This window comes from Aureimonas populi (assembly GCF_017815515.1).
Lineage (GTDB): Bacteria > Pseudomonadota > Alphaproteobacteria > Rhizobiales > Rhizobiaceae > Aureimonas > Aureimonas populi.
This window is the reverse complement of the sequence record NZ_CP072611.1, coordinates 2,426,514-2,446,413: the sequence shown is the minus strand read 5'-3', so window position 1 is coordinate 2,446,413 and position 19,900 is coordinate 2,426,514. Positions and strand designations below refer to the sequence as shown.

Below are 19,900 nucleotides of genomic sequence, written 5' to 3'. Positions count from 1 at the left end.
ATCGGACGAGCCCATGCGGAGGACGACAGCATCCGGCGAGAAGAAGGACGGCAATCTCGCGCCGGTCCTGACCGTCGTGCCGGGCGGCACGCCGGACCCGGAACTGAACCCCGCCGCCCTTCGGGCCGCCGGGCAATTCTCGCGCCGTGTCCTTTCCCCGCGCATGTTGACGGGCCTTCTGCGCCTGTTCGAGTTCTGCACTCTCTTCGCCATGGGCATGCTCGCCTACGCGCTTTATGTCGGGCATAGCTGGCTCTTCCTTCCGCAATACCTGTTTTCCAGCTTCGTCGCAGCGCTCGCCTCGGTCCTCGTCATCTGGGCATGCGGCGGCTATCGCCTTTCCGAGCTGCGCGGGCGGCTTCGGCAGACGGCGGCGCTCGCCTGCGGCATCGCCGGCGGCGCGGCCATCGTCGCGCTGGCGGTGTTCTTCGTACGGATGCAGGACGACTATTCCCGCGTCTGGCTGCTCCTGTGGTCGGCGCTCGGCTTCTGCACCCTCTTTCTTGCCCGCGTGGCCTTGAGCGCGCGCCTGCGCCATTGGGCGCGCAACGGAGTGATGGAGCGCCGCGCCGTGCTGGTCGGCGGCGGGGGCGCGGCCGAGACGCTGATCCGCAACCTGGAACGCCAGCGCGACAGCGACATCCGCATCTGCGGCATCTTCGACGACCGGGACGACCGCCGCTCGCCGCCACTGGTGGCGGGCTACCCCAAGCTCGGCAGCGTGCGCGAGCTGGTCCAGTTCGCCCGCATCGCGCGCATCGACATGCTGATCGTGACACTGCCGATGACGGCGGAAAAGCGCATCCAGACCCTGCTCAAGGATTTGTGGGTGCTGCCGCTCGACATCCGCCTTTCCGCCCAGTCCTCCGACCTGCGTTTTCGGCCGCGCACCTATTCCTATGTCGGGCAGGTGCCGTTCATCGACGTTCTGGACCGGCCGCTGGCCGACTGGGACTGGATCGCCAAACGCGCCTTCGACCTGGCCTTCGCCAGTCTCGCCCTCGTCGTCCTCTCGCCGCTGATGCTCGTGACGGCGCTTCTGGTGAAGCTCGACAGCCCCGGTCCGGTCTTCTTCCGGCAGAAGCGGCATGGCTTCAACAATCAGGTGATCGACATCATCAAGTTCCGCTCGCTTCGCCACGAGATGGCGGACCCCACGGCCAGCCGGATCGTGACCAGGAGCGACCCGCGCGTGACGCGCGTCGGGCGCTTCATCCGCAAAACCTCCATCGACGAGCTGCCGCAACTCTTCAACGTCATCACGGGCGAATTGTCGCTGGTGGGGCCTCGGCCGCACGCGGTCTACGCCAAGTCCAGCATGAACCAGGCCTTCGTCGAGATCGTGGAAGGCTATTTCGGCCGCCACAAGGTCAAGCCGGGGATCACGGGCTGGGCGCAGGTGAAGGGATGGCGCGGGGAGATCGACGACCCCGCCAAGCTCACCAAGCGCTTCGAGCACGATCTGCATTACATCGAGAACTGGTCGGTCCTGTTCGACCTCTATATCCTCGCCATCACGCCCTTCACGCTCCTGCGCTCCTCCAGCGCCTATTGAGGCAGCGTCTCGGCGGCGAGAACCAGCGCCCCGTCCAGCCCGTCGCCCAGCGGGGAAGCGAGGCACGAAATGATGTCCCCCGGCAGCAGCGGCGCGTAACGCCCCGCCATGCCGCCGAGCAGCGAGATGGCCGGCACGCCGAGCGCCAGCAGCCGGCGAAGGGCGGGCTCGACCGCCGCCAGCGCCCGCGCGACGATGGCCTCGGCCACCGCGTCCCCCGCATCCAGCCGATCCCAGACCAACGGAGCGAAACGGCCGAAATCGCCCGGCCGCGCCTTTCCGGCGAAGATCGCGAGATGAGCCGGATCGTTGTCGAACCCGCCCATCACCTCGTCCGTCAACGCGCTGCGCTCGCCGAGCCCGTCATGGGCGTCGAGCGCGGCGGCAAGGGCCGCGCGCCCGATATCCGCACCCGAGCCGCGATCAGAGACGGCCAGCCCCCAGCCGCCGAAGACCGTATGGCTCCCTTGCCGGCGAGCCACATAGGCCGTTCCCGTGCCGAAGATGGCGATGCCGCCATCGGCCCCGCCATGGGCGCCGAGGCAGGCGATCACGGCGTCGCTCGCCAGGCGATAGGACGCGAAGGGCAGCGGCTCGGCCGCGAAGGCACGCGCCGCATCCGGCACATTGGCCCCGGCAAGGCCGAGCCCGGCATGGCAGCGCGCCAAGGCGGTCGCATCGAGGCCAGCCGCAGCCAGGGCGTCCTCGACGGTCCGGCGCACGACGAGCGCCGCTCCGCCGGGGTCGGAGAAGATGTTGGCGCTGCCGCCCCGCGCCTCGCCGAAGACGAGGCCGTCGGCCGTCGCCACCCGCGCCCGGCAGTGGGTGCCGCCGCCATCCACCCCGACGAGAAGCCGCTGCCTGTCCATCCGTCCTACTCGGCCACGATCACGGCGGGCGCGCGCGCCACGAGGCGCACCGCATCGCCCGGCCGGAAGGGGCAGGTGAAGTCCGTGTCCACCTGGTACTGCTCCCCGCCGAGGCCCACCCAACAGGTCATGTCGTGCCCCTTGAACTCGCGTTCCAGAACCAGCCCGGCCCCGGCCTCGCCGTTCGTGGCCTCCGCCAGTTCCAGATATTCCGGCCGTATGGAAAGCAGCACTTCGCCCTCCCCCTCCCCTTCGACGGGAAGAGGCCCGAGCACGGTGTGGGCCATGCGCTCGCGAACCGTCGCCCGCACGAGGTTCGTGCGGCCGAGGAAGCTGGCGACGAAGGCGTTTTTCGGGCGGCTGTAGAGATCGGAGGGCTCGCCCGTCTGCTCGATGCGCCCGGCGCGCATGACGCTGACGCGATCCGCGAAGGACAGGGCCTCCTCCTGATCGTGCGTGACGAGGACGGCGCCGATGCCGCTCTTCTTGAGAAGCGCGCGGACCTCGCGCCGCGTCGCGTGGCGCAGCGAGGCGTCGAGATTGGAGAAGGGCTCGTCGAGGAGGATCAGACGGGGGCGGCCCGCGAAGGCCCGCGCCAGCGCCACGCGCTGCTGCTGGCCGCCGGAGAGCTGGTCCGGATACCGGCCGGCCAGATCCTCCAGTTCCACCATCTTCAGATAGGGCAAGGCCGCCCCTTCCCTCTCGCCGCGCCTGAGATCGGCCAATGCGAAGGCGACGTTGCGAAGGACCGTGAGGTGCGGGAACAACGCGTAGTCCTGAAAGACGATGCCGATCGCGCGCCTTTCGGGCGCCAGATGCTCGATCCGCTCGCCGCCCAGCGAGATTTGGCCTTCGTCCTGCGTCTCCAGCCCGGCGATCATGCGCAGGGTGGTGGACTTGCCGCAGCCGGACGGGCCGACGAGCGCCACGATCTCCCCCGGCTCCACGTGGAAACCGGCGCCCTCCACCGCCTTCACGCCCTCGAACGCCCTGGACAGGCCGCGAACCTCCAGTCGCGCCGCGCGGCTCATGAACGCCCTCCCTCATACCGCAGGATCAGGCCCACGAAGAGGCTGGAGAACAGGATGGTGACGAGCGCGTAAGGGGCGGCTTCGAGAAGCATCCCCTCGGAGGTGCGGGCAAAGACGTTCATGGAGAGCGTCGTATAGCCGGTCGGGGCCAGAAGGAAGGTGATCGGCAGTTCCTTCACGATGAGAATGAAGACCAGCATCCCGCCCGCCACGAGGCTGCGCGACAGGAGCGGCAGCGTAACCGAGGCGAAGGCGCTGGCGGGGCCACGGCCGAGGACGCGCGCGGCCTCCTCCACCCGCCCGCCCATTTGCAAAAGCGCGCTGCGCACCGGGCCCATGGCGAGAGCCACGAAGCTGAGCGCGTAGGAGGCCACGAGCAGCGGCAGCGTCTGGTAGAGGAAGGGAGCAAGGCCGAGCGCGAAGAACACCATGGCCAGCGCGAAGGCCAGCGGCGGCACGGCGTAGCCGAAATAGGCCAGCCGCTCGATGGCCCAGGAGGTGCGGGAGGGATAGCGCACCGTCAGGACGACGAGCGGCAGCGCCAGCAGCGCGGCCAGCACCGCCCCCGGCAGCGCCGCGCCGGCCGTGCGCAGCGCCGTTGCCCGCAGCAGCGCCCAGTCCACCTCCACCGCGCCGAAGCCGAACCAGAACAGGATGACCATCAGCGGCAGGCCGAGGGAGGCGGCGAAGACGAGCGCGAGGAAGGCATGGGCGAGCGGACGCCAGCGCCCGAGGGGCACGAGCGAGGCGCGGCGCGCGACGCCCGTGCCGACGCGCGAGAAGCGCCGCCCGCGCAGCGCCAGCCCCTCGGCGACGAGGAAGCCGAGCGTCAGCGCCATCAGCATCAGCGAGAGCCAAGCGGCATAGAAGCGATCGAAAGCGCCGGCATACTGGTTGTAGATGGCGAAGGAGAAGACCTCGTAGCGCATCAGCGCCACGACGCCGAAATCACCGAGGACGTAAAGGCCGATCACCAGCCAGCCGGAGAGAAGCGCGGGCACCAGATGCGGCAGCGTGACCGCGAAGAACGTGGCGCGCTGCGAGCGGCCAAGGCTTCGCGCCGTTTCCTCCAGCGCGGGATCGAGGCCCAGAAGCGCAGCGCGCAGGTTCAGGAAGACATAGGGAAACGTGTAGAGCGACAGCGCCACGGTCGCACCCGCCCAGCCCTGCAGGCGCGGGACGGTGAGGCCGAAGAAGTGATTGAGAAAGCCGTAATAGCCCGACAGGCCGATCAGCGCATAGGCCATCACATAGCCGGGCACGGCCAGGGGCATGACCGCCAGAATCGACAGGAGCTTCTTGTGGCGCAGGTCGCTGCGCACGATCAGCCAGGCGAGCGGCAGGGCGATGAGCGTGGTCGTGGCCAGGACGCCGGCCGTCAACTTCAGCGTGTTGAGAAGGAGGGTCGCCGTATAAGGGCGGAAGATGAGCGCCTGAACCGCGCTCCACTCCGCACTGAAGGCCCGCACCACGAGATAGACGAGCGGAACCGCAAGGCCCGCCCCGACGACCAGCGCCGGGACGAGCAGGAGAAGCGGGGGCCGCCGCGCGGCCGCGTTCGGGGACATCGGCGGCAGCAGGGCCCCTAGAGGAGGTTGGCCGACCGCAGGAGTTCCAGCGTGCCCTCCAGGTCGGACAGCTCGTCCAGCGGCACCTCCGGCGAGGCGGTCTCGACCGTGGAGACGCTGGCGAGCGTGGCGTTGGGAATCACGCCCGCGATCACCGGATACTCGTTGCCGGCCGAGGTGAAATATTGCTGCACGGCGGGCGTCAGGAGGAATTCGGCGAAGCGCTGCGCCTCCTCCTTGCTGTCGCTGGTCTCCAGGATGCCGACGCCGGCGACATTGATCAGATTGCCGATATCGCCTTCCGCGAAGAAGGTCTGCTCCACCGGGAAGCTTGAGTCCCGGCCCTTGAAGCGGCCCAGATAGTAGTTGTTCGTGAGCGCGACATCGATCTCGCCATCGGCAATGGCCTGCACGAGCGCCACGTTGTTGCGATAGGTCTTGGCGTTGTTGGCAACCATGCCATCGACCCATTCCTTCGCCGCTTCCTCGCCCTCATGCACGCGCATCGCCGTGACGAACGCCTGGAAGGAACCGTTGGTGGGCGCCCAGCCGACACGGTCGCTCCATTCCTCGGCGGTCAGGTCCTTCACGCTCTCGGGAAGCGTATCCTCCGGCGCGCGCTCCGGCGAATAGGCCAGCACGCGGGCACGGGCGCTCGTGCCGATCCACCGGCCCTCTGCGCTCTTGTAGCGGTCGGGCTGGTCCTCGCTCACGCTGGCCGGGATCTCCGCGAACAGATCCTGCGTCGCTCCCAGCGCGCCACCGTCCTGCGCCCAGAACACGTCCGCGGGCGAGTTCGCGCCCTCCTCCTGGAGAAGCGCTGCAAGCTCGGCGGTTCCGCCGTAGCGCACTTCGACATCGATCCCGGTCTCGTTTTCGAACATCTCGATCACCGGGGCGACGAATGATTCGCCGCGGCCGGAATAGACCGTCAGCTCCTGCGAAAAGGCGGCGCCGGTAGGCGCCAGGATCGCAAGGCCGGCCAGACCTGAAAGAAGGGCTCTCTTCATCGACGAATTCTCCTGACTACGATTCTCGGACGCCCGCAAAGCAGGGCGCCGGAGCCAGGGGAGCAGGCGCAGGATGCTGGAAATCCTCAAGCAGGAAGACTTTCCAGAATAGAGCCATTCTAATCTACGTCGAGATCGAACCTCTCATACACCTTGCAAGAATAACTATCCAACCCTCCCAGCTTCGGGAGGAGTTATATAAACCTGACAAGAGAGGTCAAGCTTGATTCAACGCGACACGCGACGGCCTGTCGATCCGACGACCTTATGATCAGGCAGACATACTATTGCGCAATTTCAGGAAAGGAGGCGCCCTCAAGCAGGGCAGCGGCATGGCGCAGGCTGGCGCCGGCGGTTTCCGCCATCTGCGGCAGCACCATCCATTCCAGGGTCCAGGCGGCGCCCGAACGCTCGTTCTCGTGAACCATGGACTGGTGAAGCGTGCCGAGCAGCCCGGCATTGAAACGCGCCAGCGCCACCAGGACTTCAGCCGAAACCGGGTTCTGCTTATGGGCCATGGCGGACGAGCCGCCGCCCCCCGAGAGCTTGAGCGTGGCCACTTCGTTCTGCGCCATCAGCGCGATGTCCTGCCCGATCTTGCCCATCGTGCCGGAGAGGAGCGCCAGCGCCTGCCCTACCTCCATCACAGGCTCGCGCGCGGACTGCCAGGGCAGGCCATCGGCAAGCCCGAGCCGTTCGGCCATGGCGGCGCGAAGGGCGGCAGCGTGGCCGCCGAAGCTCGACCCGTCCCCGACAGGGCCGCCGAGTTGGACCGGCAAGGCGGCGCGCACCTCCGCGAGCCGTTGCGCATGGCGGCTCAAGGGGTCGCGCCATGTCCGCAGCTTCGCGGCCACCGTGAACGGCAGCGCCGCCTGCATCCGGGTCTGCGCCATCAGCCTCTGGGCGCCATGGCGCCCGGCGAGCCGATCGAGGATCGACAGAAGCACCACGAGCCGCTCGTTCAGGAGGCCGAACACCGCCTTCAGGCGCAGCATCGAGCCGGTATCGACGATGTCCTGGCTGGTCGCCCCGACATGGACGTCGTCCGCATGGTCGCTATCGATGGCTGCCCGGAGCTGGCGGACGAGCTCGGGGACCGGCACGCCGTCGCGCACAAGGCCCCGGCGAATGGCTTCTTCATCCGGCCGGATATCCCGGCAGACGGACGCGATGCGCGCCGCCACCACCGGCGATAAGATGCCCAACGCCCCCTGCGCCTCGGCAAGGGCCGCCTCCACCTCCAGCATCGCGCGGATGTCTGCCTCCGGTGCGAAGAGCGCCGCGATCTGCGCATCGCCGGCGAGGCTGGAGAGAAGCGGCCCGCTCATCGGCTCAAGCCACCTCGAGCGCGATGGCGATGCCCTGCCCGACGCCGACGCACATGGTGGCGAGAGCGCGCTTGCCGCCGTTCAGCGACAGCTCCAGCGCGGCGGTGCCGGCGATGCGCGCGCCCGACATGCCGAGCGGATGGCCGAGCGCGATGGCGCCGCCATTGGGGTTCACATGGCCCGCATCCTCGGCGATCCCCAGATCGCGCAGGGTTGCGATGCCCTGGGAGGCGAAAGCTTCGTTGAGTTCGATCACATCGAAATCGCTCGGCGCGATCCTGAGCCGCTCGCAGAGCTTCCTCGTGGCCGGCGCGGGGCCGATGCCCATGATGCGCGGGGGAACGCCCGCAGCCGCCCCGCCGAGGATACGCGCGATGGGCGTCAGGCCATATTTGCGGGCCGCCGCCTCCGAGGCAACGATGAGGGCGGCCGCGCCGTCGTTGACGCCGGATGCGTTGCCGGCCGTCACCGAGCCGCCCTTGCGGAAGGGGGTCCTGAGCTTGGCGAGCCCTTCCAGCGTCGTGTCGGCGCGCGGATGCTCGTCCTTGTCCACCAGCTTCGGGTCGCCCTTGCGCTGGGGGATGGTGACGGGAACGATCTCGGCGGCCAGTCGCCCGTTCTCCTGCGCCGCCACCGCCTTCTGCTGCGAGCGCAGCGCGAAGGCATCCTGGTCCTGCCGCGATACGCCGAACTCCTCGGCCACGTTCTCGCCCGTCTCCGGCATGGAATCGACGCCGTATTGCTCCTTCATCAACGGGTTAACGAAGCGCCAGCCGATGGTGGTGTCGTGGATCTCGGCGTGGCGCGAGAAGGCCGCTTCGGCCTTGGGCATGACGAAGGGCGCACGCGACATGCTCTCCACGCCGCCGGCGATCATCAGCTCCGCCTCACCCGCCTTGATCGCGCGCGCGGCCATGATGACCGCGTCGAGCCCCGAGCCGCAGAGTCGGTTGACCGTGGTGCCGGGCACCTTTTCCGGCAAGCCGGCCAGGAGCAAGGACATGCGCGCGACATTGCGGTTGTCCTCCCCCGCCTGGTTGGCGCAGCCGAAGATCACGTCGTCCACCGCCTCGAAGTCCACGGACGGGTGCCGCTCGATCAGCGCCCGCAGCGGGACGGCGCCCAGATCGTCCGCCCGCACGGAGGAGAGGACGCCGCCGAAGCGGCCGATAGGGGTTCGCAGATAAGCGCAGATGAAGGCTTCAGCCATATTCAAAGCTCCGGGGCGGTCAGGTCGCCGATCATGTCCGGGAGCACGAGCTCGGCCCCGGTCCTGGCTTGCAATTCTTCCACCGAAAGGGCGGGCAGCTTCTCGCGCAGGACGAAGCGCCCGTTCTCGATATCGATCACCGCAAGGCTGGTGTAGACGCGCGTGACGCAGGAAACGCCCGTCAGCGGCAGCGCGCATCGCTTCACCAGCTTGGGTCGCCCGTCCTTCGTCACGTGATCGGTGATCACCGCGACGCGCTTTGCGCCATGCACGAGGTCCATCGCCCCGCCCACCGCCGGAACGCCCTTCGGCCCGGTCGACCAGTTGGCGAGGTCGCCCGTCTCGGCCACCTCGTAGGCGCCCAGGATCGCCACGTCGAGATGGCCCCCGCGCACCATGGCGAAACTGTCGGCGTGGTGGAAGAAGGCCGTGCCGGGCTTTTGCGTGACAGCCTTCTTGCCGGCATTGATGAGGTCCCAATCCTCCTCGCCGGCGGCCGGCGCGCCACCGAAGCCGAGAATGCCGTTCTCGGTGTGGAAGATGGCTTCACGGCCGGGAGGCTGGAAACGGGCCACCATCTCCGGCAGGCCGATGCCGAGATTGACATAGGCGCCGTCCGCGATGTCCTGCGCCGCGCGCCAGGCGATCTGGGCGGAAGAAAGTCGGTCCGTCATCGCGAAACCTCCGGATAATGGGCGTCTGCGCGGTTCAGCTCCTCCTCCTGCGCGGGGTCGGGCACCTCCACCACGCCCTGCACGAAGATGCCCGGCGTCACCACATGCTCGGGGTCTATCGCACCCGGCTCCACGATCTGCGAAACCTGCGCGATCGTCACCGCCGCCGCCATGCACATGACCGGATTAAAATTGCGAGCCGCCTTGTTGTAGATCAAATTGCCCAGCCGGTCGCCGCGCAGCGCCTTCACCAGCGCGAAATCGGCCTTCAGCCAGCGCTCGCGCACGTAAGGGCGGCCGTCGAACTCCTCCACCGGCTTGCCCTTCGCCAGATCCGTGCCGAAGGAGGTGGGGGTGTAGAAGGCCGGAATGCCGGCGCCGCCGGCCCTGATCCGCTCGGCCAGCGTGCCCTGCGGCACGAGCTCCAGCTCGATGCCGCCCGCTAGATACAGATCGGTGAAGACGCGCGGGTCCGCCGAGCGGGGGAAGGAGCAGATGAGCTTCTTCACCATGCCCTGCCCGATCAGCGCGGCGAGCCCCACATGGCCGTTGCCCGCATTGTTGTTGACCACGGTCAGGTCCTTCGGGTGGCCGGTCGCCACGTAGCGGTCGATCAGCGCGTGGATCAGCTCGATCGGCGCGCCCGAGCCGCCAAAGCCCCCGATCATCACCGTCGCCCCGTCCCCGACGCCCGCCACCGCGTCCCGGAGACTTGCGATCGTCTTGTCCAATGGATTTCTCCTTCGCTCTTGGTGCGCCGGTGAGCGTAGCGGCTTACATATCGAGGAAAACGGTTTCGCCCTCGCCCTGAAGGCGGATGTCGAAGGTGAAGACGGGCAGGCCGTCGCGCTCCGAGCGCGGGGCGATCAAGGTGCCGCGGCGCGCCGGATCGTCGATGCGGCCCAACAGCGGATCGGCCCCGTTCGCCTCCTCCTCGTCACCGAAATAGAGGCGCGTGTGCAGGCCGATATTGATGCCGCGCGCCACAATCCAGACGGTGACGTGGGGCGCCTGCGGACGCCCGTCGGGATAGGGCGCCGCGCCGGGGCGGATGGTCTCGAACCGGTAGAACCCCTCGTCCGCCGAAACGGGCTGGCGCGCCCATCCGGCAAAGTGCGGGTCCGCCTCGCCGCGCGTCTCGTGCGGCGAATTGTACAGGCCCTGCGCATCGGCCTGCCAGATCTCCACCAGCGCGTCGCGCACCGGCGCGCCGTTGCCGTCGTAGACATGGCCTTCCAGGATGACGCGCTCGCCCCTCGTCTGCGGCCCCACGATGGCCAGGCCGAGATCCTGGCTGTAGACGCCCGTGATCTCCACCCAGTTCGGGTTGGTGCCGATATGGACGTAGGGGCCGGCGGTCTGGGACGGGGATTCCTTCAGGTAGTCGAGCCGCTGGACCATCTCAGTTGCCCTCCCTGCGGTTCTCGAACATCGTGGAGCGCCGTCCGCGCAGGACGATGTCGAACCTGTAGGCCAGCGAATCCATGGGAATGGTTGCGTTGCGGTCGAGCGCGGCGACGAGTTGCTCGACCGCCGCCCTGTCGGGGATGGTCTGGACGATCGGGCACTGCCAGATCATCGGGTCGCCTTCGAAGTACATCTGCGTGATCAGCCGCTGGGCGAAAGCCTGCCCAAAGATCGAGAAGTGGATATGCGCCGGCCGCCAGTCGTTGACGCCGTTCGGCCATGGATACGCGCCCGGCTTGATGGTGCGGAAGGAATAGCGCCCCTCCCCGTCCGTGATGCAGCGCCCGCATCCGCCGAAATTCGGGTCGATGGCGGCCAGATAGCTTTCCTTCTTGTGCCGGTAGCGGCCGCCGGCATTGGCCTGCCAGAACTCGACCAGGGCGCCCGGCACGGGCCGGGCGTTCTCGTCCAGAACCCGGCCGTGGACGACGAGGCGCTGCCCGATCGCATCACCCGTCCTGGCGAAGTTGCGGATCAGATCGTTGTCCAGCTCGCCGATCGCATCATGGCCGAAGACGGGCCCCGTCATCTCGGAGAGGGTCGCCGGCAGCGAGAGAAGCGCGTTCCGGGGCGAGCGCAGAACCGAGGTCTTGTAGCCCGGCGTGTAAGCCGGAGGATGCCAGGCGCGGTCGCGCTGAAAGAAAGAACCGTTCACTTCGCCTCCTCCTTTTCCGCCTTCATCTCCGCCAGGGTCTTCTTGGCGATCCGGATCGCGCGGTTGGCGGCCGGCACGCCGGCATAGACGGCGACATGCATCATCGCCTCGGCGATATCGGCCTCGCTTGCTCCGGTGTTCCCCGTCGCGCGCACATGCATGGCCACCTCCTCGTCATGGCCGAGCGCGGCCAGCAGCGCGATGGTGACGATGGACCGCTCGCGCCGGGTGAACCCCTCGCCCGCCCAGACCGTGCCCCAGGCACCCTCGGTGATGAAGGCCTGGAAGCGCTCGTCGAATTCGGTGATCGCCGCGCTCGCGCGGTCCACATGCGCATCTCCCAGCACCGAGCGGCGAACCGCCATGCCGGCGCGATAGCGCTCGCTGGGCGGTCCGGCCTCGCTCATTCAGGCGTCCTTTCGAAAATGGGAGGCGATGAGCGCCGCCGTCTCGGCCGGCTTCTCGATACAAGGCAGATGCGCCGCGCCCGCGATCGTCTCGAAGCGGCAGCCGGGGATGAGCGCGGCGGTGGCGCGCACCAGATCGGGCGGCGTGGACATATCCTCATCGCCGACGATGGCGAGCGTGGGAATGGCGATACGCCCGGCCTCGGCCGTCAGATCGGCGTCCCGAATGGCCGCGCAAGTGCCGGCGTAGCCCTCGCCCGGCGTGCGCTCCAGCATGTTCAGCCAGCCGGCCCATTCGTCCGGACGCTGAGCCGCGAAGCCTTGCGTGAACCAGCGGCCGATCACGCTCCGGGAGATGGGGGGAAATCCCTGCCCCTCCACAGCCGCGATCCGCTCCGCCCACATCTCCGCCGTGCCGATCCTGGCGGCTGTGCCGCACAGGACGAGCGAGGACACTCGCTCGGGCGCGCGGGCCACGATCTCCTGCGCTATCAGCCCGCCGACGGAAAGCCCCACCAGAGCCGCATGGGGCCAGTCCAGCGCATCGAGGAGACCCGTCAGGTCGCCTGCGTGATCGGCAATGGTGTAGGGGGCGGGAGGCGCGTCCGACAGGCCGTGGCCGCGCTTGTCGTAGGCGAGAATCTCGAACTCGCCCGACAGGCGCTCCACCACCTCGTCCCAGATGCGCAGGTCCGAGCCGAGCGAGTTGAGGAGGACGACTCGCGGCCCGCTCCCCACACGCTTGTAATGCAGGACGACCCGACCGACGCGTTTGAATGACATGAACTTTCAGCGCTCCTCTCACTGAATGCCGCCCCGTGATAGACGCCTCGCCTCGTCATGTAAAATAATGATATGGGCGGGCAGTATAACCAGGAGGTTTTGCCTGCCGTGCTCGATCCCGCCGTGCGCCTGCGTCACTTGAGCGCTTTCGTGGAGGTGGCGCGCGCCGGGAGTCTGGTGCGCGCCGCGCGAACCCTCCACGTCACGCAGCCGGCCGTTTCCAAGACGATCCGCGAACTGGAGATGCTTCTGGAGGTGGAGCTTTTCGACCGCTCGCGGCGCGGCGCGGCCCTGACCCGCTTCGGCGAAATCTTCCTGCGCCACGCGGAGGCGGGCCTGCTCTCGTTCCGGGAGGGCGCGCGCTCCATCCAGGAGGCGAAGGCGCCGGGCGCGCTGCCCTTGCGCATCGGCGCGCTCCCCACCGTCTCGGCGCGGCTGATGCCGCTCGCGGTCAAGCGCTTCCTCGCCGAAGGGCTGGGCGCGGTGCCACGCATCGTCACGGGGCCGAACGCCTTCCTGATGGGCCAGCTTCGCGAGGGGGCGCTCGACATCGTGATCGGGCGCATGGCCGAGCCGCACGAGATGGATGGGTTCATCTTCGAGCCGCTTTATTCGGAGGAGCTTTGCTTCGCCGTTCGTCCAGGCCATCCGCTGCTGGCCGAGCGGCCATTCGACCCGAGCCGGATCGTCGAGCACGAGGTGCTGATGCCGCCGCCCGGCTCGGTGATCCGGCCGACGGTCGACCGCCTGTTCCTGGCCTCGGGCATCGCGCGGCCGCAGCGCACCATCGAAACGGTCTCGCTGGCGTTCGGCCGCAGTTACCTGAGGGTCAGCGACGCGGTGTGGATCATCTCGGAGGGGGTGGTTGAGGCCGACGTCGCCGAGGGCACGCTCGCCCGGCTTCCGATGGACACCTCGCAGACGCTGGGCGCCGTGGGCGTCACGCGACGCCGCACCGCGCAGATGACGGCCGCGCTGGAGATCTTCCTCAGCGAGGTGCGGGGCAGCGCCGCCGCGCTCGCCGGACACGAGACCGCAGCGCCCCGGCTGGCCCGCTCCTGAGCCGGAGCCGAATCGCCCGCAATCGACGGCGTTCCCGCCACGGTCTTTCGACCGCCTGGCGAACGCGGCGAACGCCCCGCCCACCTCGCTGTCGTGCACCGTTCCCCTGGCAGGCCCGGCGCTATACGATGAAAATCATGCTTCCGGGGACTCGAGACGAGTTGAGTTCGCGGCCCGGCGCGACTATAGAGAGCCAGTCGGAGCGTAGCGCAGCCTGGTAGCGCACCTGAATGGGGTTCAGGGGGTCGGAGGTTCGAATCCTCTCGCTCCGACCAATCACAGCCCAAGTGCAGATGAGCCGGGTTCGCGCCTCGATGGCGAATTCCGTGCCCTGCGCGTCTTTCCACGAACAATGCCCCGTCCAGTTTCGGCGTCCGCGCGGCACCTTCATGAGCCCAGGGGACGGGCGCCGCATCATGCGGCGGCCCTCTCCTGGTGCCGGGATCGTCGCGCGGGTCAGAACGGATAATGTTGGTTCGGGTCCTCGATGGTGATCCAGCGCAGTTCGGTGAACTCGGCGATGCTCGCGGTTCCGCCGAAGCGGCCGTAGCCGGAGGCCTTCATTCCGCCGAAAGGCATCTGCGCCTCGTCGCCGACCGTCGGCCCGTTCACGTGGCAGATGCCCGATTCGATGCGGCGGGCAACGTCGAGCGCGCGCGAGACATCGCGCCCGAACACGCCGGCCGAAAGCCCGTATTCGGTATCGTTGGCCAGCTCCACCGCGTGGTCCGCGTTTCTCGCGCGCACCACGCAGACCACGGGGCCGAAGCTTTCCTCGCGGAAGAGCCGCATCTGCGGCGTCACCTTGTCCACGATGGTGGCCGGCATGATGGTCGAGGAACTCGCCCCGCCCGTCGTCACGCTGGCTCCGGCCTGCACCGCGTCCTCGATCAGCTCCTCCACCCGCTCGACAGTGGAACGGGAGACCACCGAGCCGAGGACCACCTTGTCGCGAGGGTTCCCGAAGGGCAGCTTCGATGACTTGGCGGTAAACTTCTCCACGAAGGCGTCGGCCACCTTCTCGTCGACGATGATACGCTCCGTCGACATGCAGATCTGCCCCTGGTTCATGAAGGCCCCGAAGGCGGCCGCGTTCACGGCCGCGTCGAGATCGGCGTCGTCGAGGATCACCAGCGGCGCCTTGCCGCCGAGTTCCAGGAGCACGGGCTTGAGATACCTGGCGGCCTCGGCCGCGATGATCTTGCCGACCCTGGTCGAGCCCGTGAAGTTGATGCGCTTTACCTTCCTGTGGGCGATCAGCGCTTTGACGACCTCGGGCGCATCCTCGGCCGAATGGGTCACGACGTTCAGAACGCCCGCCGGCAGCCCCGCCTCGCCCAGCGTCTCGGCGATCATGCGGTGGGTGCGGGGGCACATCTCGGAGGCCTTCAGCACCACCGTGTTGCCGCAGGCGATGGGCATGGCGACGGCGCGCACCCCCAGGATGACGGGCGCGTTCCACGGCGCCATGCCGACGAGGACGCCCACGGGCTCGCGGTAGCCCATGGCCAGCGTGCCGGGCTTGTCGGACGGGATCACCTCGCCCTTGATCTGCGTGGTTGCAGCCGCAGCCTCGCGCAGGATCTTGGCGGCGAACATCACGTTGAAGCCCATCCAGGGACCGGTCGCGCCGGTCTCGGCGATGCCTGCCTCGATGAACTCGGCGGTCTTCTCCTCCAGAAGGTCAGCCGCCTTGTTCAGGATGGCGCGCCTTTCGGAAGGGCCGGTCCTCGACCAGGCGGGAAACGCACGGGCCGCCGCCTCCACCGCCGTGTCCACGTCGGCGGCGCGAGCGGCCGCCGCACGCGTGGCCACCGAGCCCGTCACCGGGTCGAGCCGCTCGAACGTGGCCTCCGCCGCCGCGTCGACATCGCGCCCGTCGATCAGCAATCCAATGTCCATTTCCAACCTCCCTCTTGCGGTGATGGCGTTGCCTGCGCCGCCAGCGCATGCCTGCCCCGCTTCTATAGGTAGAAGCCTCGGCGCGGCTTGTCATGAGCCTTGTCGGCGACCGCCACCGAACCTCCCGCGGCCCCGCAGGCCCGGTCTGTCACGAAATCTTGCAGCGGGCGACGGAATCGTATCGCAAACCGGCTGCAACGGGTTTATGACGAATCATCTCGTCTTGTCTGGTGGAGGTCCGAACATGCGGATCGGCAAGAACAGATGGTCTGTTACGGTCCCCGTCCAGGGCACGTTTCTTCAGGGAGGTATTTCATGACATTCAAGGCTCAGGCGTTGGCAGCCGTTGCGCTTGTCGCACTCGGTTGCGGTTCTGCGACGGCGCAGGACTATCCCACCCAGCCGATCACCATCGTCGTGCCCTTCTCGGCCGGTGGACCGACCGACACGGTGGCACGCCTGGTCGCCCAGTCGATGTCCTCCACGCTCGGCCAGCAGGTGCTGATCGAGAATGTCGGCGGCGCGGGCGGCACGCTCGGCGCTGGCCAGGTGGCGCAGGCCCAGCCGGACGGCTACAGGCTCCTCCTCCACCATATCGGCATGTCGACTGCGCCCTCGCTCTATCGCCAGCTCGCCTTCGATCCGCAGACCGACTTCACGCCCGTGGGCCTCATCACCTCGGTGCCCATGACCATCGTGGCGCGCAGGGACTTCGAGCCCACGACCGCCGAGGAGTTCATCGCCTACCTGCGCGAGAACGGCGAGGACACGACCTACGCCAATGCCGGCATCGGCTCCGCCTCCCATCTCTGCGGCATGTTGCTTCAGGAAGCGCTGGGCGTACAGATGATCACGGTTCCCTACCAGGGGGCCGCCCCGGCGATGACCGACATCCTCGGCAGCCAGGTCGATGTGCTCTGCGACCAGACGACCAACACCACCAACCAGATCAGGGGCGGCGAAGTGAAGGCCTATGCCGTCACCACGCCCGAGCGCATCGAATCCTTCCCCGATCTTCCCACCACCGCCGAAATCGACCTTCCCGCCTTGCAGATCGGCGTCTGGCACGGCCTCTACGGCCCGGCGGGCATGGACGAGGCCATCGTGGAGAAGCTGGAAGGCGCGCTCCAGACGGCCCTGGCGGACGAGACGGTGATCGCCCGCTTCGCCGATCTCGGAACGGCTCCCGTGACGGCGGAGGAGGCCACGCCGGCGGCCCTCGCCGAGGAGCTGAACTCCCAGATCGAGCTGTGGCGGCCGATCATAGAATCGGCCGGCCAATACGCCGACTGACGAAGGGACGGGCCGCGCTTCATGAGAAGCGCGGCTTTTTTTTCACCTATCGGAGGACCAGGGTTGCATAGTTCGACCCATACCAAATCGCAGCGCGACATCATCGCTGGCGGCATCTTCCTCGCCATCGCCGCCACCTTCGGCTTCATCTCCCTCGGCTACGAGATGGGCACACCGCTTCGCATGGGGCCGGGGTTCATTCCCCTGACCCTGGCCATCATCCTCGCCATCCTCGGCGTCGTCATCATCGTGTCCGGGATACGCAAGAACGAGACGGTCGAGACCAGCCCGGTTTCGTGGACCGGCAGCGCCCTCGTCGTCGCCAGCCTCGTCATCTTCGGCGTCTTCGCCCGGCAGCTCGGGCTCGTGCCGATCGTTTTCCTCTGCACGGCGCTCACCGCCTTCGCCTCGCGCAACAACACGCTCCTGTCGGCGCTCACCATCGCCGCGGCCATGTCCATCCTCTGCTATCTCATCTTCAAGATCGGGCTCGGCATCACGCTGCCGACCTTCGGTCCCCTCTTTGCCCTCTGACGGAGGCCGGGACTCATGGATCTCCTTGCGAATCTGGCCCTCGGCTTCGAGACGGCGCTGACGCCCGTCAACATCTTCTGGTGCTTCATCGGCGTCCTTCTCGGCACGCTGGTCGGCGTCCTGCCCGGCATCGGCCCCACGGCGACCATCGCCATGCTGCTGCCGATCACCTTCACCTTCTCGCCCGTCACCGCCCTCATCATGCTCTCCGGCATCTATTACGGCGCGCAATATGGCGGCTCGACCACGGCGATCCTCATCAACCTGCCGGGGGAAAGCTCATCGGCGGTCACGGCGATCGACGGCTACCAGATGGCCAGAAAGGGGCGAGCGGGCCCGGCCCTGGCCACGGCCGCGCTCGGTTCGTTCTTCGCGGGCTGCGTCTCGACGCTGCTCCTGGCCATCGCCGCGCCGCCGCTCGCGGCCGTCGCGCTCAATTTCGGCGCACCGGAATATTTCGCGCTGATCGTGCTCGGCCTCCTGGTGTCCATCTCGCTGGCGCACGGCTCGGTCGTCAAGGCGCTGGGCATGATCGTGCTCGGGCTCCTGCTCGGCACGGTGGGGCAGGACATCTACACCGGCACGCCCCGCTTCACCTTCGGCCAACTGGAGCTCTACCAGGGCATCAACTTCGTGTCGGTGGCGGTGGGCGTCTTCGGCGTCTCGGAGATCTTCCGGAACCTGGAGAACGAGCGCGACCGCGAGGTGATGGTGAAGAAGGTCTCCAACCTCTGGCTGACGAAGGACGACTTCAAGCGCATCACCATGCCGGTGCTGCGCGGCACGGCGCTCGGCTCCATCCTCGGCGTGCTGCCGGGTGGCGGCCACGTCCTGTCCTCCTTCGCCTCCTATTCGATGGAAAAGAACCTGTCGAAGAACAAGGCCGAGTTCGGCCATGGCGCCATCGAGGGCGTGGCGGGGCCGGAAAGCGCCAACAACGCCGCCGCGCAGACCTCCTTCATACCGCTTCTCACGCTCGGCATCCCGGCCCATCCGGTGATGGCGCTCATCGTGGGGGCGTTCATCCTCCAGGGCATCACCCCCGGTCCGAACGTCATCAATACGCAGCCGGCGCTCTTCTGGGGCATCATCGCCTCCATGTGGATCGGCAACGTCCTCCTGGTGATGCTGAACCTGCCGCTGATCGGCCTCTGGGTGAAGATGCTGACGATTCCCTACCGGGTGCTGTTCCCGGCGATCGTCCTCTTCGCCTCGATCGGCTGCTACTCGATCAACAACAATCCGTTCGACGTCTATGCCATCGCCGTCTTCGGCGTGCTCGGATACGTGCTGATCCGCATGGGGTGCGAGCCCGCGCCGCTGCTTCTCGGCTTCGTGCTCGGCCCGCTGCTGGAGGAGCATCTGCGGCGCGCCATGATCATCTCGCGCGGCAACGCGCTGGTGTTCCTGGAGCGTCCGATCTCCGCCATGCTGCTGGCCATCGGCCTCCTGGCCGTCGTCCTGGCGCTGATGCCCTCCATCCGCAGGAAGCGCGATGAGGTCTTCGTCGAGGAGGACTGATCGCCCTCCGGGTGTCGAAAAAAGCATGGCGCCGACGTCGGAAGACATCGGCGCCGTTTCGATTCCGGCCTTCGGACGCTGAAAGGATGATTCGGTCAGCGAACCTGATCGAGGATGCGTTTCAGTTCCAGAAGCTCCAGAAGCACCCGGTTGAGTTCGGCGGTCGGCCCGGGAGGAAGGGCAGAGCCGTTCCGATCCCTGTCCCGGCGCAGCAGCGCTGAAAGGCCCGAGCGGCTGCGCTCCGAGGGCGCGTCCTCGGCCTCCGCCTCATCCGGCTCGAAAACGGGCGCGGGCGGAGCGGAAGGCTGGTCGAGCCCGGAGAGATCGCCGGCGCCGACGGCGATCACGAAGCGATTGCCGTTCTCCTTCAGGATGCGTTGCACCCCCTTGATCGTGAAGCCACGCACATAGAGGAGGACGCGGATGCCCTTCAGCAGTTCGACATCGTCGGGCCGGTAATAGCGCCGGCCGCCGCCGCGCTTCATGGGCTTGATCTGGGGAAAGCGCGTTTCCCAGAAGCGCAGGACATGCTGCGGCAGATCCAGTTCTTCCGCGACCTCCGAGATGGTGCGGAACGCGTCTGCGCTCTTCTCCGACATTCAGGGGCGCTGCCGGCTCACTCGGCCGCGTTCAGGAGGTCGTGCGGCGCTTCGCCCCTCTCGCCTCGCTTGGCGTGCGCTTGCAGAATACGCGCCTTCATGACGTTGGACGGCTTGAAGACGGCGACCCGGCGCGGCGAGATGGGCACCTCCTCGCCCGTCTTCGGGTTTCGGCCGATGCGCTCGTTCTTCTCGCGCACCAGGAAAGAGCCGAAGGAGGAAATCTTGACGCTCTCGCCCCGAGCGATGGTTCCGCAGACCTCCTCGAGGACGGTTTCCACCAGATAGGCCGATTCCGTGCGCGACAAGCCGATCTTGCGAAACACCGCCTCTGCGAGATCGGCCCGAGTGATCGTCCGCTCTCCCATACCAACCCCTCTCGTCCTTCGCCGCCGGGCCGAACCCGCCATTGGCCCCGACAATACCGAATTC

The 19,900-nt window shown here is 67.7% G+C and carries 20 protein-coding genes and 1 tRNA gene; 6 read left to right on the top strand and 15 right to left on the bottom strand.

Translation table 11 applies throughout. The features are described from left to right. Positions 1-13 precede the first annotated feature (13 nt). Positions 14-1,555 carry an undecaprenyl-phosphate glucose phosphotransferase gene (locus tag J7654_RS11425; protein WP_209736056.1) on the top strand — a complete coding sequence of 514 codons (1,542 nt, stop codon included), beginning with the start codon at positions 14-16 and terminating at the stop codon, positions 1,553-1,555. On the opposite strand, the gene J7654_RS11420 is transcribed toward J7654_RS11425, so the two are convergent. From J7654_RS11420 to pcaD, 12 genes are all read right to left on the bottom strand, one after another. Next, a complete protein-coding gene (locus tag J7654_RS11420; protein ID WP_209736055.1) occupies positions 1,549-2,424 on the bottom strand; it encodes a glucosamine kinase nucleotide-binding domain-containing protein in 876 nt (291 codons plus the stop codon). The two genes, J7654_RS11425 and J7654_RS11420, sit on opposite strands and share 7 nt — an antisense overlap. Before the next feature lie 5 nt (positions 2,425-2,429). Then, on the bottom strand, positions 2,430-3,455 hold the full coding sequence (locus J7654_RS11415; RefSeq protein ID WP_209736054.1) for an ABC transporter ATP-binding protein: 1,026 nt from the start codon (positions 3,453-3,455) through the stop codon (positions 2,430-2,432). Further along, the gene (locus J7654_RS11410) at positions 3,452-5,023 is read right to left on the bottom strand and encodes an ABC transporter permease (RefSeq protein WP_209736053.1); all 1,572 of its coding nucleotides are present in this window, start codon (positions 5,021-5,023) and stop codon (positions 3,452-3,454) included. The genes J7654_RS11415 and J7654_RS11410 overlap by 4 nt, the downstream gene beginning before the upstream one ends. A 17-nt stretch (positions 5,024-5,040) precedes the next feature. Then, positions 5,041-6,033: an iron ABC transporter substrate-binding protein gene (locus J7654_RS11405; RefSeq protein ID WP_209736052.1), complete on the bottom strand. Its 993-nt coding sequence runs from the start codon at positions 6,031-6,033 to the stop codon at positions 5,041-5,043. A 284-nt stretch (positions 6,034-6,317) separates the two neighbouring features. Continuing rightward, positions 6,318-7,361 (bottom strand): 3-carboxy-cis,cis-muconate cycloisomerase, encoded by a 1,044-nt coding sequence (locus tag J7654_RS11400; RefSeq protein WP_209736051.1) that lies wholly within the window; start codon positions 7,359-7,361, stop codon positions 6,318-6,320. 4 nt (positions 7,362-7,365) lie between these two features. After that, positions 7,366-8,571 carry a 3-oxoadipyl-CoA thiolase gene (pcaF, locus tag J7654_RS11395; protein WP_209736050.1) on the bottom strand — a complete coding sequence of 402 codons (1,206 nt, stop codon included), beginning with the start codon at positions 8,569-8,571 and terminating at the stop codon, positions 7,366-7,368. Positions 8,572-8,573: 2 nt separating this feature from the next. Beyond that, complete coding sequence (locus tag J7654_RS11390) at positions 8,574-9,245, bottom strand: 3-oxoacid CoA-transferase subunit B (RefSeq protein ID WP_209736049.1); 672 nt, start codon at positions 9,243-9,245, stop codon at positions 8,574-8,576. Next, complete coding sequence (locus tag J7654_RS11385; protein ID WP_209736048.1) at positions 9,242-9,976, bottom strand: 3-oxoacid CoA-transferase subunit A; 735 nt, start codon at positions 9,974-9,976, stop codon at positions 9,242-9,244. Before J7654_RS11385 ends, J7654_RS11390 begins: the two co-directional genes overlap by 4 nt. 43 nt (positions 9,977-10,019) lie before the next feature. Further along, the gene (gene pcaG / locus J7654_RS11380) at positions 10,020-10,646 is read right to left on the bottom strand and encodes a protocatechuate 3,4-dioxygenase subunit alpha (protein WP_209736047.1); all 627 of its coding nucleotides are present in this window, start codon (positions 10,644-10,646) and stop codon (positions 10,020-10,022) included. Between the two features lies 1 nt (position 10,647). After that, the gene (gene pcaH, locus J7654_RS11375) at positions 10,648-11,367 is read right to left on the bottom strand and encodes a protocatechuate 3,4-dioxygenase subunit beta (RefSeq protein ID WP_209736046.1); all 720 of its coding nucleotides are present in this window, start codon (positions 11,365-11,367) and stop codon (positions 10,648-10,650) included. Beyond that, positions 11,364-11,774: a 4-carboxymuconolactone decarboxylase gene (gene pcaC / locus J7654_RS11370; RefSeq protein ID WP_209736045.1), complete on the bottom strand. Its 411-nt coding sequence runs from the start codon at positions 11,772-11,774 to the stop codon at positions 11,364-11,366. The genes pcaH and pcaC overlap by 4 nt, the downstream gene beginning before the upstream one ends. Next, the gene (gene pcaD, locus J7654_RS11365; protein ID WP_209736044.1) at positions 11,775-12,557 is read right to left on the bottom strand and encodes a 3-oxoadipate enol-lactonase; all 783 of its coding nucleotides are present in this window, start codon (positions 12,555-12,557) and stop codon (positions 11,775-11,777) included. A 108-nt stretch (positions 12,558-12,665) separates the two neighbouring features. On the opposite strand from pcaD, the gene pcaQ reads away from it, so the two are divergent. Both pcaQ and J7654_RS11355 read left to right on the top strand, forming a co-directional pair. Continuing rightward, the gene (gene pcaQ, locus J7654_RS11360) at positions 12,666-13,619 is read left to right on the top strand and encodes a pca operon transcription factor PcaQ (RefSeq protein WP_209736043.1); all 954 of its coding nucleotides are present in this window, start codon (positions 12,666-12,668) and stop codon (positions 13,617-13,619) included. 198 nt (positions 13,620-13,817) lie between these two features. Beyond that, positions 13,818-13,894 (top strand) — tRNA-Pro (locus tag J7654_RS11355). A 181-nt stretch (positions 13,895-14,075) separates the two neighbouring features. Here the strand turns inward: J7654_RS11355 and J7654_RS11350 are convergent. After that, positions 14,076-15,521, bottom strand: a complete 1,446-nt coding sequence (locus tag J7654_RS11350; protein ID WP_209736042.1) for an aldehyde dehydrogenase — start codon at positions 15,519-15,521, stop codon at positions 14,076-14,078. Between the two features lie 315 nt (positions 15,522-15,836). Between J7654_RS11350 and J7654_RS11345 the strand changes: the two genes are divergently transcribed. The 3 genes from J7654_RS11345 to J7654_RS11335 all read left to right on the top strand — a co-directional run bounded on the left by J7654_RS11345 (position 15,837) and on the right by J7654_RS11335 (position 18,869). Beyond that, positions 15,837-16,814 (top strand): tripartite tricarboxylate transporter substrate-binding protein, encoded by a 978-nt coding sequence (locus J7654_RS11345; RefSeq protein WP_209736041.1) that lies wholly within the window; start codon positions 15,837-15,839, stop codon positions 16,812-16,814. Between the two features lie 63 nt (positions 16,815-16,877). Further along, positions 16,878-17,348 (top strand): tripartite tricarboxylate transporter TctB family protein, encoded by a 471-nt coding sequence (locus J7654_RS11340; RefSeq protein ID WP_245195476.1) that lies wholly within the window; start codon positions 16,878-16,880, stop codon positions 17,346-17,348. 15 nt (positions 17,349-17,363) lie between these two features. After that, a complete protein-coding gene (locus J7654_RS11335) occupies positions 17,364-18,869 on the top strand; it encodes a tripartite tricarboxylate transporter permease (RefSeq protein WP_209736039.1) in 1,506 nt (501 codons plus the stop codon). Positions 18,870-18,964: 95 nt separating this feature from the next. On the opposite strand, the gene J7654_RS11330 is transcribed toward J7654_RS11335, so the two are convergent. Together J7654_RS11330 and J7654_RS11325 are read right to left on the bottom strand one after the other, a co-directional pair. After that, on the bottom strand, positions 18,965-19,468 hold the full coding sequence (locus J7654_RS11330; protein ID WP_209736038.1) for a MerR family transcriptional regulator: 504 nt from the start codon (positions 19,466-19,468) through the stop codon (positions 18,965-18,967). Positions 19,469-19,485: 17 nt separating this feature from the next. Further along, positions 19,486-19,836 carry an integration host factor subunit alpha gene (locus J7654_RS11325; protein WP_209736037.1) on the bottom strand — a complete coding sequence of 117 codons (351 nt, stop codon included), beginning with the start codon at positions 19,834-19,836 and terminating at the stop codon, positions 19,486-19,488. Between the last annotated feature and the right edge of the window lie 64 nt (positions 19,837-19,900).

Bases quoted from the DNA above. Each gene is read 5' to 3' on its own strand.
- J7654_RS11425 (WP_209736056.1), top strand. From the start codon at position 14: ATGCGGAGGACGACAGCATCCGGCGAGAAGAAGGACGGCAATCTCGCG.
- J7654_RS11420 (WP_209736055.1), bottom strand. From the start codon at position 2,424: ATGGACAGGCAGCGGCTTCTCGTCGGGGTGGATGGCGGCGGCACCCAC.
- J7654_RS11415 (WP_209736054.1), bottom strand. From the start codon at position 3,455: ATGAGCCGCGCGGCGCGACTGGAGGTTCGCGGCCTGTCCAGGGCGTTC.
- J7654_RS11410 (WP_209736053.1), bottom strand. From the start codon at position 5,023: ATGTCCCCGAACGCGGCCGCGCGGCGGCCCCCGCTTCTCCTGCTCGTC.
- J7654_RS11405 (WP_209736052.1), bottom strand. From the start codon at position 6,033: ATGAAGAGAGCCCTTCTTTCAGGTCTGGCCGGCCTTGCGATCCTGGCG.
- J7654_RS11400 (WP_209736051.1), bottom strand. From the start codon at position 7,361: ATGAGCGGGCCGCTTCTCTCCAGCCTCGCCGGCGATGCGCAGATCGCG.
- pcaF (WP_209736050.1), bottom strand. From the start codon at position 8,571: ATGGCTGAAGCCTTCATCTGCGCTTATCTGCGAACCCCTATCGGCCGC.
- J7654_RS11390 (WP_209736049.1), bottom strand. From the start codon at position 9,245: ATGACGGACCGACTTTCTTCCGCCCAGATCGCCTGGCGCGCGGCGCAG.
- pcaG (WP_209736047.1), bottom strand. From the start codon at position 10,646: ATGGTCCAGCGGCTCGACTACCTGAAGGAATCCCCGTCCCAGACCGCC.
- pcaC (WP_209736045.1), bottom strand. From the start codon at position 11,774: ATGAGCGAGGCCGGACCGCCCAGCGAGCGCTATCGCGCCGGCATGGCG.
- pcaD (WP_209736044.1), bottom strand. From the start codon at position 12,557: ATGTCATTCAAACGCGTCGGTCGGGTCGTCCTGCATTACAAGCGTGTG.
- J7654_RS11350 (WP_209736042.1), bottom strand. From the start codon at position 15,521: ATGGACATTGGATTGCTGATCGACGGGCGCGATGTCGACGCGGCGGCG.
- J7654_RS11345 (WP_209736041.1), top strand. From the start codon at position 15,837: ATGACATTCAAGGCTCAGGCGTTGGCAGCCGTTGCGCTTGTCGCACTC.
- J7654_RS11335 (WP_209736039.1), top strand. From the start codon at position 17,364: ATGGATCTCCTTGCGAATCTGGCCCTCGGCTTCGAGACGGCGCTGACG.
- J7654_RS11330 (WP_209736038.1), bottom strand. From the start codon at position 19,468: ATGTCGGAGAAGAGCGCAGACGCGTTCCGCACCATCTCGGAGGTCGCG.
- J7654_RS11325 (WP_209736037.1), bottom strand. From the start codon at position 19,836: ATGGGAGAGCGGACGATCACTCGGGCCGATCTCGCAGAGGCGGTGTTT.